Source organism: Amphritea atlantica (genome assembly GCF_900111095.1).
GTDB lineage: Bacteria > Pseudomonadota > Gammaproteobacteria > Pseudomonadales > Balneatricaceae > Amphritea > Amphritea atlantica.
This window is the reverse complement of the sequence record NZ_FOGB01000001.1, coordinates 608,217-620,835: the sequence shown is the minus strand read 5'-3', so window position 1 is coordinate 620,835 and position 12,619 is coordinate 608,217. Positions and strand designations below refer to the sequence as shown.

Below are 12,619 nucleotides of genomic sequence, written 5' to 3'. Positions count from 1 at the left end.
TCAGTGGCTGGCCGCCGTAGCGCCCATCTCGTTAACCTGTCGGAATGTATCAAAGCGCGACATGGCAAAGGGCTCGATCAGTTCAGGCACTTTGCCCGTGGCGACCAGCTCGGCCATGGTTTTGCCGCAGATCGGTGTGGACTTGAAGCCCCAGGTTCCCCAACCCGCATCAAGATAGTAGTTATCTACCGGACTGAGTCCCATAATCGGGCTGTAATCAGATGTCATATCGGTCAGACCGCCCCACTGACGCATCAGCCGCATATTGGCCATAAAGGGAAACAGCTCGACCGCATGGGCCAGCAAGCTCTCTTTCAGATCCATGGTGGAACGGGTGCTGTAAAGGGGATAGGGATCAGAGCCACCGCCGAACACCAGTTCGCCACGACCAGTCTGCTGTACATAGCAGTGCAGTGCCGGAGAGCTGACCAGCGGATCAAGGAACGGTTTAACCGGCTGGGTCACCATCGCCTGGAGTGGATAGGTAGTGATCGGCATACGAATACCCGCCATCGCGGCCACCACTGAACTCATTCCGGCCACCGCCTGTACGACGCAACCACAGCTGACTTTGCCGCGATTGGTCTCGACGCCAGTCACTTTTCCCTGCTCGACAGTGACACCGGTCACTTCGGTCAGTTGATGTAGTTCAACACCCCGCTGTGTAGCACCCTTGGCATAGCCCCAGGCCACCGCATCATGGCGTGCTGTAGCCCCGTCGATATGCCACAGACCAGCCAGAACCGGCTGATCCGCAGGATTCATATTCAGGGTCGGTACCAGCTCACGAATCTGCTGTGGATCGATCAGCTCGGTTTTGCCGCCAAAGTGTTTATTCACCTCAGTACGCTGCCGGAACCCCCGCACTGCGGCATCTGAATGCGCCAGGGTCAGCTGTCCCCGACGGGAGTACATGATGTTGAAATCAAACTCGTTAGATAACCCCTGGAACAGCTTCACTGATTCGCTATAAAACTTCACCCCTTCGGAGGTGAGATAATTAGAACGGATAACCGCCGTATTCCGGGCCGTATTTCCGCCCCCAAGATAGCCTTTCTCCAGCACTGCAACATTGGTAATACCATGGTATTTCGCCAGATAGTAAGCGGTGGCTACACCGTGACCGCCGCCACCGATAATCACTACATCGTAGTGAGATTTCAGCGCTGAGGGCGCTGGCAGATCTGCATTCTGTTCAAATGGGTAGTCTTTATTCAGACCGTATTTCAGTAATGAGAAAGGCATCGACCTCTCCTCCATTCAATATCGCATTCTGTATCAGCTAATGGGATCATGCAGAGACCTGTTGGCGTGCCGCTGTGAGGGTGTTTTTCATCAGGCAGGCGATCGTCATTGGTCCGACACCTCCAGGCACCGGAGAGATCGCCCCCGCGACTTCACTCGCCTCACCAAACGCCACATCGCCGACCAGACGTCGCTTGCCATCTTTCTCAACCGCGTTGATCCCCACGTCGATCACCGTTGCGCCCGGTTTAATCCAGCTGCCTCTGATCATCTCGGGGCGCCCGACCGCCGCCACCAGAATATCCGCCTGACGGCAGATCGCTTCGATTTCGGCAGAGCGGGAATGAACCACGGTCACCGTGCAGTTTGCCTGCAATAGCAGCGCCGCCATCGGCTTGCCGACAATGTTTGAGCGCCCTACCACCACCGCATGTTTACCTGACAGATCGCCCAGTGTCTTTTCTAACATGATCATGCAACCCATCGGGGTGCAGGGGATCAGCTCAGCCATACCGGAGGCCAGCGCCCCGACATTAAGCGGATGGAAACCATCAACATCTTTTTCCGCCGCAATCAGACGAATGATCTCCGGTTCATTCAGTTGCTCAGGCAGGGGGAGCTGCACCAGGATGCCATGAACCGAGGGATCGTTATTCAGCTGTTCAACCAGTGCGTTAAGCTCTTCCTGGCCGGTGTCCGCTGGCAGACGATGTTCGGTGGAATGAAAGCCAGCCGCCGTCGCCTGTTTTACTTTATTGCGCACATAGACCTGACTGGCAGGGTCATCTCCCACCAGTACCACTGCCAGCCCCGGTGTCACACCAAACTCAGCGATAAAGGTTTTAGTATCGATCGCCAGCTGTTCTACTACGGCCGCTGAGATCTTCTTACCATCGATTAAAAGGGTCATGGTCAGCACCTATTTAAAAACAACGGTCTTATTACCATCCTGGAAAACCCGGTGTTCGGTATGCAGTTTGACCGCCCGGGCCAGCGCGACGGTTTCGGTATCCCGTCCCACGGCCACCAGCGCATCGGCATTGAAGGTGTGATCTACCGGCTGAACCGATTGCTCGATAATCGGACCTTCATCCAGATCAGAGGTGACATAGTGCGCGGTAGCACCGATCAGCTTCACGCCACGGGCGTGGGCCTGATGGTAAGGTTTGGCCCCTTTAAAACCGGGCAGGAATGAGTGATGTATATTGATCGCCCGGCCACTCAGTTGCTGACACAGGCCATCACTGAGAATTTGCATGTAACGCGCCAGCACCACCAGTTCAGAGCCGGTCTCTTCGACAATCGCCAGCAGTGCAGCTTCCTGCTCCAGCTTATTCTCTTTGGTTACCGGCAGGTGGACAAAGCGGATCCCCTCCCTTTCTGCCATAGGCCGCAGGTCTTTGTGGTTAGAGACGATCGCAGTGATCTCCATATTGATCTCACCCTTGTGGAGGCGATAGAGAAGATCATCCAGACAGTGGTCAAACTTACTCACCATAATCAGGGTTTTCATCGGTGATTTAACGGAGACCATCTCCCACTTCATATCAAAGCTGGCCGCCACTTCAGGGAATTCATTCTGCAGATCGCTGATCTGGTAGCCGCCATTCTCCACATGGAAACGGGCTCGCATAAAAAAGTTACCGCTGTCTTCATCATCAAACTGCGCTAGTTCGCTGATATAGCAGCCCCGCTCAGCCAGGAAGGTAGTGACTTTTGCAACGATTCCACTTCCAGCAACACAGCTGGCTTTTAATACAATCTCATTATCTGCTTCGTACTTACTCATGATGGCAGACTCCATAGTCTCCGGTTCATTATTCATCTATTCAGGCAAAGGGGTGCCGTTCACAGGATGCTGGTGCATCCCGTGTCGGTTCCACTTTGTGTATGCGTTTAGCTTTTTCGCAGCGCTTTCAGTAATGCTCTTTCTAGTAGCGCCCTTTAGTAGTGCTTCTAATAGCCCTTTCCTGGAATCCAGCTGGTACCCGCCAGGGGCACATTCGCCATCGCCGCCGACTCGACCGTCAGGGCAACCAGATCTTCAGGTTCCAGGTTACGCAGATCATTCTTACCGCAGGCACGGGCCAGGGTCTGGGCTTCCAGTGTCAATACATTGAGGTAGTTCGCCAGACGACGACCACCATCAACAGGGTCAAGACGTTTCATCAGCTCGGGGTCCTGAGTGGAGATACCCGCCGGGTCTTTACCCTCATGGTAATCATCATAGAAACCTGCTGCCGAGCCGATCTTTTTGAACTCTTCGTCATACATTGGATGGTTACATCCCAGTGCGATCAGTGCCGCTGTGCCGATCGCCACCGCATCCGCCCCCAGCGCCATACACTTGGCAACATCAGCACCGTTACGGATACCACCGGAAACGATCAGCTGTACCTTGCGGTGCATCCCCATCTCCTGCAGTGCACGTACTGCCTGAGGAATAGCCGCCAGCGTCGGAATACCGACGTGTTCGATAAACACATCCTGAGTGGCTGCAGTACCGCCCTGCATCCCATCGACGACGATCACATCAGCACCCGCTTTCACCGCCAGCTTGACATCGTAATAGGTCCGGGTGGCACCGACTTTGATGTAGATCGGTACCTGCCAGTCGGTAATCTCACGCAGCTCCTGAATCTTAATCGCCAGATCATCGGGACCGGTCCAGTCGGGATGACGGCAGGCAGAGCGCTGATCCACGCCCATCGGCAGGGTGCGCATTTTAGCAACCCGGTCAGTGATCTTCTGACCCAGCAACATACCGCCGCCGCCAGGCTTGGCCCCCTGCCCCAGAACCACTTCGATGGCATCGGCTTTACGCAGATCATCCGGATTCATACCGTAACGGGATGGCAGGTACTGATAGACCAGCTTGCTGGACTGACCACGCTCTTCAGGGGTCATACCGCCGTCACCCGTGGTGGTTGAGGTGCCCATCAGTGATGCTCCGCGCCCCAGGGCTTCTTTGGCGTTGGCAGACAGTGCACCAAAACTCATACCGGCAATCGTCACCGGGATATCCAGCACAATCGGTTTTTTCGCATAGCGGGTTCCCAGCGTTACCGAGGTATTACACTTCTCTCGGTAACCTTCCAGAGGATAGCGGGACATACTCGCCCCCAGGAACAGCAGATCATCAAAATGTGGCAGTTTGCGCTTGGCGCCGAAACCACGGATATCATAGATACCGGTTTCAGCAGCACGACGGATCTCGGTCATCGTATTACGATCAAACGTTGCTGACTCTCGCAGACCATCTTTTACTTTAATATCTTCACTCATCTTTTTGTCCTCGAAATCAGCCTTAGTAAGCGGAAGTGTTGTCCACTTTAAAGTTGTACAACTGACGGGCAGAGCCGTAACGTTTGAACGCGGTTGGATCTTCATCCACCCCGGCACGATTCAATAGTTCGGTCAGCTCTTCGATATGCTCTTCACGCATATCCTTCTGAATACAGTCGGCCCCCAGTGACTTCACCTCACCTTTGACATAGATGTGGGTTTCATAGAGCGAGTCCCCCAGCGCATCACCGGCATCACCACACACCACCAGCGCGCCCGCCTGCCCCATAAAACAACTCATGTGACCGACATTGCCTTTAACAACAATATCCACCCCTTTCATGGAGATACCGCAACGGGCGGCGGCGTTGCCTTCAATCACCAGCAAACCACCGTGGGCGGTCGCACCGGCTGCCTGGGACGCATCCCCTTTCACCCGCACGGTACCTGACATCATATTTTCGGCCACACCCTGTCCGGCATTGCCGTGGATCGTAACGTGGGCTTTCTTGTTCATACCCGCGCAGTAGTAACCAGTCGGGCCTTTGATATCGACCGAGATATTCTGATCCAGTCCACAGGCGATATTGTGCTGACCTTTCGGTTCCAGTACTTCCCACTCCCGCTCGGTACACTCGATAGCCTGATCATGCAGCGCCTGATTAAGGTCGCGGACGCTCTGTTCTGTTAGGTTGATTGTTTTCATCATGTCGCTCCTTAGTGGCTGCTGCGTTCCCAAACATAGATAGTGGCTGGCTCTGGTTCCCAGATCCTGGCATTTTCAATACCCGGCAGGGTAGTCAGTGCCTGATACTCTGATGCCATGGCAACATAATCATCGGTTTCAGCCATCACCGCAGGTTTACAGGCGATCGGATCGCGCAGTACTGCAAAGCCATCCCGGGTGCCAATGGTAAAGGTGAAGAAACCATCCAGATCTTTCAGCGAGTTGGTCAGGGCTTCATTGAGACTATCGCCCTGCTGCAAACGCCAGGTCAGATATCCAGCTGCAACTTCAGAATCATTCTCGGTTTCGAAAACAATCCCTTCGCGCTTCAACTCTTCGCGCAGACGGTTGTGGTTTGACAGCGAACCGTTATGCACCAGACAGAGATCCATCCCGGTAGAGAACGGATGACTACCCTCCATGGTGACCGCAGATTCAGTCGCCATACGGGTATGACCGATAATATGGCTGCCTTTCATCCCCTTCAGATTGAAGGTATCAGCAATGTTTTCGGGCAATCCCACCTCTTTGAGAATTTCGATGGACTGGCCGGCACTGAGTATCAGCACGTCAGGCGCCGTCTCTTTAATAAAAGCTTCAGCGATAGCGGCACTGGTCTGCAGTTTAAACACCGCAACCTTACTGTTTTTAAACCACTCAACACCCACATTCAGATCGCTCTGTGCTTTTTCAGCCAGCGCAGCCCAGTCATAGTTTTCATCCGCATGCCGCAGGGTCAGCTTGATACTGCCATCGGCAACCTCATCGCCGTAGATAGCGAAACCCGCACTGTCAGGGCCGCGATCCGTCATAGCGATCAGCATCGGCTCAAACAGCGCACCCAGCTGACTTTCCAGAGCCTTGTTCTTCAGATAAAGGCCAACAATTCCACACATAGTTATGTCCTCTTAAATCGACAATGTAAGCCTTCCGGGCTTAGAAGAATTCTGCGTAACGGTTAATCTCCCAGTCGGATACATGCCGGCTGTAGTCGATCCACTCGTCGCGTTTAACTTTGATAAATTCAGCAACAATCTCTTTCCCCATCCGCTCTGTCAGAACGGTATCCGCTTCAAGGGCCGTGATCGCTTCATTCAGATTCTGCGGCAGAATATCGATCCCTTTCTCCTCCCGTTGTGCTTCCGTCAGGGCGTAAAGATTGATGTTCTCAGGCTTGCCTGGATCCAGTTCCCGTTCGATACCATCCAGGCCGGCAGCGATAATGGCTGCATGCACCAGATAAGGGTTACAACCTGAGTCCGGCAGACGGAACTCAAGGCGACCATACGGCACCCGCACCATCGCTGAACGATTGTTGTCGCCATAAGCGATATAAGCTGGCGCCCAGGTTGCGCCGGACGCTGAACCGCCCACCACCAGACGCTTGTAGGAGTTAACAGTTGGCGCGGCGAAAGCACACAGCGCCTTAGCGTGATGCAACAGACCTGCAGTGAAGTGATAGGCCATTTTCGACAGCCCCATACCATTCACATCGCTGTCATCATTGAACAGGTTTTTACCGTTTTCATCACAGATTGACAGGTGGAAGTGCATGCCGTTACCGGTACGATCCGATGCGGGCTTCGGCATAAAGGAGCAGACCATCCCCATATCATTGGCGATCTCCCCTGCAGCCATACGTACAAAGGTGAAACGGTCCGCTGATTCAAGGCCGTTGCCGTAGGTGTAATTGATTTCAAACTGCCCGTTGGCATCTTCGTGGTCGATCTGATAAACATCAAAATCAACCGCCTGCAGGGATTCAACCAGGGTTTCCAGAAATGCCCGTGAACGGGACAAGCCTTTATAGTCATAGCAGGGTTTAGCCAGAGTATCGGTATCATCCACGGTTTTCAGGCCGCCATTGCTGTCCCGCTCGAACAGATAAAATTCCGGCTCAAGCCCGGTATTCAGCGTCCAGCCTTTATCTTCCAGCAGTTTCAGTTGTCGCTTCAGCACCACCCGGCTGTCATAGGGGTGTGGTTCCCCGTTAACATACCCTTCACACACAATCCGCGCATATCCCGGTTGCCACGGAACGATAGACAGTGTGTTAAGATCACCCCGGGCCATAAAGTCAGGTCCGTGGGGTTCCATGCCCATGCCCCATACAGCAAAACCCGCGAAACCCGCGCCAGTTTCAACAACATCCATCAGGCAGTTCGCCGGTACTGATTTGGTTTTCGCAACGCCGTGGATATCAACAAACTGAGCCAGTACATATTTAATGTCGTTATCCGCAATAAACTTTTCTGAATCCTGTGGCATGGTAGCCCTCCGTCTGATGCTGAGCTCTGCTCTGATAAGGAGCAGATCCATATATTTCTTAACAGTAATTTTTTATGCTTAATGAGAAAGCAACGCCTGTGCCAAAAAAGTTCTTTTTATGAATATTTATTTCCTGACAGGATAACTTGTTGATTTATATGGATCTGGTAAAAAAAAATTCTTTGTGGGAATATAAGGGATCTCAATAATAGTCTCAGGCCGCATGGACAGGCGCACAAAGCTGGTTCACAGCGCCCCAAGAAAGGGCAATCAGATGGCAGAACACAAAGGTCAGAAGTTCGAACTCGATCAATATATCGGTATGAAAGTAAAAAAGGCCCGGCTTGAAGAGGGGTTAAAAATTACCGATGTCGCGCGCATCTCCGGCATCAGTCAGGGGATGGTCAGTAAGATAGAAAATGCCCAGGTCTCCACCAGCCTTGAAACCCTCAGTCGCCTCTGCTCTGCACTGGGGATGCCGATGTCAAAACTGTTTAATGATTTTGACCGTCCGGAAGGGGGTGCACAGTTCACCAAAGCGGGCGAAGGTCTGGAAGTAGTTCGCAGAGGAACCGAGAAAGGCCATACCTATCAACTGCTGACCTACCAGCGGGGCGGCAAGAAAAACTTCGAACCCTTTCTGATCACCATGGATGATCTGTCTGAGGTGTTCCCAACCTTCTCTCACCCGGGGGAGGAGTTTATCCATCTTCTGAGCGGCAAGATCCGCTACCGCCACGGTAACCATCTCTATGATATGAAGCCCGGCGACAGCCTGACATTTGATGCCGAGATCCCCCACGGGCCAGAGGAGTTGTTAGAGGTTCCGATCAAGCTGCTCTCAATTATCCATTATGATGATAAAAGCTGAGTGACTCAGACGACTGGGTGTCTGCCCGAATACAGATACAGAGAGGCCCCGGCAATACCGCGGGGCCTGCCACTGTCTATTCAGCCGCGGGGTCCTGTATCAGGCCCCGGCTCAGAAACACCTCTTTGGCGACAAACATACCGTTTAAAGCCGCTGGGAATCCCGCATACACCGCCATCTGCAGTATCACCTCAATAACTTCCTCAGCAGTACAACCAACATTCAATGCACCATTAATATGAACAGCTAACTGTGGAGCACAGTTGCCCAGCGCTGTTAGCGCTGCAACCGTGCCTATCTCCCGTGATTTAAGATCCAGCCCGGGGCGCTGATAGATATCGCCAAAGGGAAATTCAATCGTATAGCGAGCCAGATCGGGGCAAACTGACTGCAGGCTGTCAATCACCCGTTGCCCGGCGTCACCATCGATCTCGGTAAGCTTTTCTAACCCTGATTCATACCGTGTTAATGCCATTTTCCATTGCTCCTGTGTGAGTGTATGGAACAAGGCTAAAGGTTAGAGCATGCTCTAAGTCAAGCATTTTAAGACTTCAGCGGCTAATCGTTCAGGGTTTATGTGATTGGTAATACGCTATTTTTGCATCCAGCGCCTGCAGATGCTCCTGCTCTCTTTGCAAACGTAATTTCAGAGCATCGCGGTGCCGCTCTAGTAAATGACAACGATTATCAAAGGTCGCATCGCCCGCTTCCCGCAGTTCAGCATAGTGACGAATCTCCGCCAACGGCATGCCGGTGTCCTTCAGTCGGTTGATAAAACGGACCCACTCCACATCCTTCGAAGAGTAGCGCCGATGCCCACTGGCATCTCTGGAGATATTCGACAACAAGCCGATCTTTTCGTAATACCTCAGGGTATGGGAAGAGAGCCCGGTCAACGCTGAAAATGTTGAAATATTCACGGTAAGGTCGTTTTCTTAAGTATTAGCGATACAACACTGGCAGACAGAGATCTCGTCCAAAGAGATCTGTCTCACTCAAACACAGGGGCATCGTAATCGGCACTCTCATCGGAATAAGCGGTCACAATAACATCCTCAACCAACCCCGCTTCGGCCTGAACCTGGGTTTCAAAGAAATGCTGAATCTGTGCCCTGCGTCCATGGGCTGACCAGGCGTCTGCATCCTTCCAGATCTCATTGAAAACGATTGAGTATTCATTACGGGTAGCACTGGGATGATCAATCTGGCGCGTCAGCCGATATTGAATACACCCCTCCTCACGACAGGAATCGGGCTCCAGCGCCTTAAGCACCTCAAACAGCTCTGACTCTTTACCTGGTTTCGGCTTAAACTGGGCGATCACATATACGCGGCTGGTCATCGGTTTTCCTTTCATTATCAGTAGGTCGAATGATAGTAGATGAAAACCTGGGCGACGTGAAACGCTCAGTGAGTTGTTACGATAAAAAATCTATTCCGTTACCCATAACTCAGAGATTGATCAAAGAAAGAAGGTATTGACCAATTGAATCACTACTTTGTATGAGCTGATTTAGTGTCCATATCAAAGCCTCTGCAGCACCTCTGTGCATTGGCAATAACCGTTGCAAATAACCCCTTGTTATTTGTTATTGTTATTTTTAGCCAGTTCGCCTCTAATAACGCGATGAATCGCTATGGATGGTGAGCGTTTACCCTATTCAGGGTCCCTCCCTGCTTTGAGTGATATCCCTTTTCGCTTCAGACTAAACGACAAAAACAATGAGCTTACTTGCCCGAATTTTAATGATATTCACTACTGTTTCTTATTCCCTCGCAGGCGGAATGGCCCAGGCCGATGAGTGGAATGTGGGCTTCAACATACTTCAGGTATCAGACCCAGAGCTGGATTACGACATTGACGTTGCGGTATGGTACCCCACTCTGGAGAGAGCGAAGGCTGAGACGGTGGGACCGGCAACCCTGAATGTGGCCCGTGGCGCCAGACCAATCACCAGCACTCATGGGTTGATACTGATCTCCCATGGTTTTTCAGGGAGTTTTCTGGGTCACAATGATACGGCTCAGTTTCTTGCGCGCCAGGGTTTTGTGGTGGCTACGCCAACCCATCCAGACTTACCCGGCCTAAAGTCAGGTAAACCAGCATTCGATCCGTTAGTGGTACGGCCACGTCATCTCCGCTTAATCAGCGACCGGCTCTTAAATCATCCGCAGTTTAAGGCAGGCTTTCTGCAACCTCGTGTCGGCGTTATTGGCTATTCCTTAGGGGGTTACACCGCGCTGGCAGCCAGCGGTGTGCAGCCCGACCCATCAGGTTTAACCGCTTACTGCAGTGCAGTGATTAATGATGCTCTGTTATGTTCACCTGAAGCAACCCAGCGTTTTGCCACTATCGCAGACCAACTGCCACAGCAAAAGATTGATCAGCTAGCAGCTATCGTGCTGCTTGCACCCGCGTATGGGCCGCTGTTCTCTGAGCAATCGCTGGCAGAACTCGATATTCCGGTCCGCTTGTTTAGTGCAGAAAAAGACCAGGAGCTGGATAACCGCTACAACGCTCAGCATTTTGAGAAATTTCTTGGCAACACCTCAGCTAACGAGGTGATCAAAGATGCGGGTCACTTTGTCTTTATGGCCCCCTGCCCGGAAGCCCTGAAACACGCTGTTCCGTTTTTGTGTGAAGACAGCAAAAATGTTGATCGGGTATCGGTTCACCAAAAGCTGAATGAAACGATTGGGCACTTTTTTGCGCGTGTATTTGGGCAACAGAAAACGGACGCTTAATCTCTCCCAACCGGGTGCTGCATAACAGTGCTAACAACCGGTTTAAAACCTTCATAACCTTTTGGCGTTCATTGGGTCAGCGGCGTTTTTGATCCCAGGTAGAAGAGAAGCAGAGCCCACCAGCCTGCCCTGTAATTCAAAGAGCGCCACTCACTCCATCACCTCAAGATACTCAATATGATCCTTTTTCAAAACCAGTTGGAGGTTATGAAACCCCGAGACAGATACCCGCTGCTGCCCTCTCTGGCTCAGATAGTTCGAGTACACCACTACATCGATTGCAGACCGATGCCTCTCGGGTAAATCAACCTCTTCGACAAAGTCACCTGGAGGTATCTCGAGGGAGACCAGGTCAGCCTGAAGGCCGAGTATCGATTTCAGAGCATCCCGTGCAGCAAACCACTCTCCAGCATCGCTGGGTAACAATGTTGCCGCACGGCTGCTGTAGATAAAAACCAGGTCTACCGCTGTGGATGATTGATCGTTGGCTTCGGGCAGCGCGACAAGCTGAAGGCTTTCAAGCTGACTGCCCTGGCCCTCCACTTGCACAACATCACAACCGGCAACCAGCGCGATGCTAAGATAGAGTCCCAACCAACATAAGAGAGTAGCGCCTCTGTTGTACCTATGGGTAGTCTGCTCTTCTATCCTTTCATCCCTTTTTGCCAAACAACGAAAAAACTGGCCAACCCATTTGATAACTCGTTTCAGTCTCATAAAATATACCGGCCCCATGTTGACCAGTTGAATATTCATTTACACTGTCGGCCTGTACGGATTGCAGATGTTAAACACAACAAGGATTTCTCTCTATGCAAAGTTCACCGAATGTTCTGCTAATGGTAGCGGCAATATCAAGCGGTTGCGCGGCATTATTACATTTTGCCTGCGTTTTTCTGGGTGCCCCCGGTTTCCGGATACTTGGCGCAGGAGACCGATTGGTTCACATGGCTGCACGGGGCAACAGTTACCCTTTTATCGTCGCTGTTCTGATCGGGATAATACTCGTTATCTGGTCGCTCTATGCGCTTTCAGGTGCCGGCGCGATCCCCAGGCTGCCATTTGTTAATGTCGTGTTATTTGCTATCACTGCAATATATCTACTAAGGTCTGTTGCGTTTCCCCTGCTAAAGCGGGTAATCCCGGGTAACAGTGATCAGTTCTGGTACCTTAGCTCACTGATTAGCCTGGCAATCGGTTTGCTGCATTTATTCGGCCTGATTCAGGTTTGGCAGACGCTTTAATACCGCTGCATATTCAGACACTCCAGCCAGCGTCTCACGGAACTCAGCCGGCCCTTTGGCTTTGGCTAACCTTCAGCTCTGCGAATACCTGATACGAGGAGTGGCACCACCTGAGTTAGTGCCATGTCTGAAACTGGGTTAAGTGCCAAGGCCGACTAAGATGGATTAATTTCATCAACAATTTCTTCATGTTCCAAGTATCGCTTGATTGCATAATCGAGCTTGGCAAATGCC

At 51.9% G+C, this 12,619-nt stretch carries 14 protein-coding genes; 3 read left to right on the top strand and 11 right to left on the bottom strand.

Annotated features, from left to right (window positions below):
- The 7 genes from BMY09_RS02850 to glnT form a co-directional block, all read right to left on the bottom strand.
- A complete protein-coding gene (locus BMY09_RS02850; protein WP_091353629.1) occupies window positions 1–1,245 on the bottom strand; it encodes an FAD-dependent oxidoreductase in 1,245 nt (414 codons plus the stop codon).
- Window positions 1,246–1,291: 46 nt separating this feature from the next.
- On the bottom strand, window positions 1,292–2,155 hold the full coding sequence (gene folD, locus BMY09_RS02845; RefSeq protein WP_091353956.1) for a bifunctional methylenetetrahydrofolate dehydrogenase/methenyltetrahydrofolate cyclohydrolase FolD: 864 nt from the start codon (window positions 2,153–2,155) through the stop codon (window positions 1,292–1,294).
- A gap of 9 nt (window positions 2,156–2,164) precedes the next feature.
- Complete coding sequence (gene purU / locus BMY09_RS02840) at window positions 2,165–3,034, bottom strand: formyltetrahydrofolate deformylase (RefSeq protein ID WP_091353954.1); 870 nt, start codon at window positions 3,032–3,034, stop codon at window positions 2,165–2,167.
- A gap of 167 nt (window positions 3,035–3,201) precedes the next feature.
- Window positions 3,202–4,530 carry an FMN-binding glutamate synthase family protein gene (locus BMY09_RS02835; protein ID WP_091353626.1) on the bottom strand — a complete coding sequence of 443 codons (1,329 nt, stop codon included), beginning with the start codon at window positions 4,528–4,530 and terminating at the stop codon, window positions 3,202–3,204.
- 22 nt (window positions 4,531–4,552) lie between these two features.
- A complete protein-coding gene (locus BMY09_RS02830) occupies window positions 4,553–5,236 on the bottom strand; it encodes a GltB/FmdC/FwdC-like GXGXG domain-containing protein (RefSeq protein ID WP_091353624.1) in 684 nt (227 codons plus the stop codon).
- An 11-nt stretch (window positions 5,237–5,247) separates the two neighbouring features.
- Window positions 5,248–6,153 carry a class II glutamine amidotransferase gene (locus BMY09_RS02825; RefSeq protein WP_091353621.1) on the bottom strand — a complete coding sequence of 302 codons (906 nt, stop codon included), beginning with the start codon at window positions 6,151–6,153 and terminating at the stop codon, window positions 5,248–5,250.
- A gap of 40 nt (window positions 6,154–6,193) precedes the next feature.
- Window positions 6,194–7,525, bottom strand: coding sequence for a type III glutamate--ammonia ligase (glnT, locus tag BMY09_RS02820; RefSeq protein ID WP_091353619.1), 1,332 nt, complete (start codon window positions 7,523–7,525; stop codon window positions 6,194–6,196).
- A gap of 274 nt (window positions 7,526–7,799) precedes the next feature.
- Between glnT and BMY09_RS02815 the strand changes: the two genes are divergently transcribed.
- On the top strand, window positions 7,800–8,396 hold the full coding sequence (locus BMY09_RS02815) for a helix-turn-helix domain-containing protein (RefSeq protein WP_091353951.1): 597 nt from the start codon (window positions 7,800–7,802) through the stop codon (window positions 8,394–8,396).
- Window positions 8,397–8,472: 76 nt separating this feature from the next.
- On the opposite strand, the gene BMY09_RS02810 is transcribed toward BMY09_RS02815, so the two are convergent.
- The 3 genes from BMY09_RS02810 to BMY09_RS02800 form a co-directional block, all read right to left on the bottom strand.
- On the bottom strand, window positions 8,473–8,871 hold the full coding sequence (locus tag BMY09_RS02810; protein WP_091353617.1) for a carboxymuconolactone decarboxylase family protein: 399 nt from the start codon (window positions 8,869–8,871) through the stop codon (window positions 8,473–8,475).
- A gap of 91 nt (window positions 8,872–8,962) precedes the next feature.
- Entirely contained in the window at window positions 8,963–9,316 is a 354-nt protein-coding gene (locus BMY09_RS02805) for a MerR family transcriptional regulator (RefSeq protein ID WP_091353615.1), read from the bottom strand.
- Between the two features lie 71 nt (window positions 9,317–9,387).
- On the bottom strand, window positions 9,388–9,738 hold the full coding sequence (locus BMY09_RS02800; RefSeq protein WP_091353612.1) for a putative quinol monooxygenase: 351 nt from the start codon (window positions 9,736–9,738) through the stop codon (window positions 9,388–9,390).
- Window positions 9,739–10,181: 443 nt separating this feature from the next.
- Between BMY09_RS02800 and BMY09_RS02795 the strand changes: the two genes are divergently transcribed.
- Window positions 10,182–11,141 carry an alpha/beta hydrolase family protein gene (locus BMY09_RS02795; protein WP_175483419.1) on the top strand — a complete coding sequence of 320 codons (960 nt, stop codon included), beginning with the start codon at window positions 10,182–10,184 and terminating at the stop codon, window positions 11,139–11,141.
- A 150-nt stretch (window positions 11,142–11,291) separates the two neighbouring features.
- Here the strand turns inward: BMY09_RS02795 and BMY09_RS02790 are convergent, their stop codons facing one another.
- Window positions 11,292–11,858, bottom strand: a complete 567-nt coding sequence (locus BMY09_RS02790; RefSeq protein ID WP_139203123.1) for a hypothetical protein — start codon at window positions 11,856–11,858, stop codon at window positions 11,292–11,294.
- A 95-nt stretch (window positions 11,859–11,953) separates the two neighbouring features.
- Between BMY09_RS02790 and BMY09_RS02785 the strand changes: the two genes are divergently transcribed.
- A complete protein-coding gene (locus tag BMY09_RS02785; protein ID WP_091353603.1) occupies window positions 11,954–12,385 on the top strand; it encodes a hypothetical protein in 432 nt (143 codons plus the stop codon).
- The last annotated feature ends 234 nt before the right edge of the window (window positions 12,386–12,619 follow it).

Excerpts from the sequence above, each read along its gene's own strand:
- BMY09_RS02850 (WP_091353629.1), bottom strand. The coding sequence starts at position 1,245 with ATGCCTTTCTCATTACTGAAATACGGTCTGAATAAAGACTACCCATTT.
- folD (WP_091353956.1), bottom strand. The coding sequence starts at position 2,155 with ATGACCCTTTTAATCGATGGTAAGAAGATCTCAGCGGCCGTAGTAGAA.
- purU (WP_091353954.1), bottom strand. The coding sequence starts at position 3,034 with ATGAGTAAGTACGAAGCAGATAATGAGATTGTATTAAAAGCCAGCTGT.
- BMY09_RS02835 (WP_091353626.1), bottom strand. The coding sequence starts at position 4,530 with ATGAGTGAAGATATTAAAGTAAAAGATGGTCTGCGAGAGTCAGCAACG.
- BMY09_RS02830 (WP_091353624.1), bottom strand. The coding sequence starts at position 5,236 with ATGAAAACAATCAACCTAACAGAACAGAGCGTCCGCGACCTTAATCAG.
- BMY09_RS02825 (WP_091353621.1), bottom strand. The coding sequence starts at position 6,153 with ATGTGTGGAATTGTTGGCCTTTATCTGAAGAACAAGGCTCTGGAAAGT.
- glnT (WP_091353619.1), bottom strand. The coding sequence starts at position 7,525 with ATGCCACAGGATTCAGAAAAGTTTATTGCGGATAACGACATTAAATAT.
- BMY09_RS02815 (WP_091353951.1), top strand. The coding sequence starts at position 7,800 with ATGGCAGAACACAAAGGTCAGAAGTTCGAACTCGATCAATATATCGGT.
- BMY09_RS02810 (WP_091353617.1), bottom strand. The coding sequence starts at position 8,871 with ATGGCATTAACACGGTATGAATCAGGGTTAGAAAAGCTTACCGAGATC.
- BMY09_RS02800 (WP_091353612.1), bottom strand. The coding sequence starts at position 9,738 with ATGACCAGCCGCGTATATGTGATCGCCCAGTTTAAGCCGAAACCAGGT.
- BMY09_RS02795 (WP_175483419.1), top strand. The coding sequence starts at position 10,182 with ATGGCCCAGGCCGATGAGTGGAATGTGGGCTTCAACATACTTCAGGTA.
- BMY09_RS02790 (WP_139203123.1), bottom strand. The coding sequence starts at position 11,858 with ATGAGACTGAAACGAGTTATCAAATGGGTTGGCCAGTTTTTTCGTTGT.
- BMY09_RS02785 (WP_091353603.1), top strand. The coding sequence starts at position 11,954 with ATGCAAAGTTCACCGAATGTTCTGCTAATGGTAGCGGCAATATCAAGC.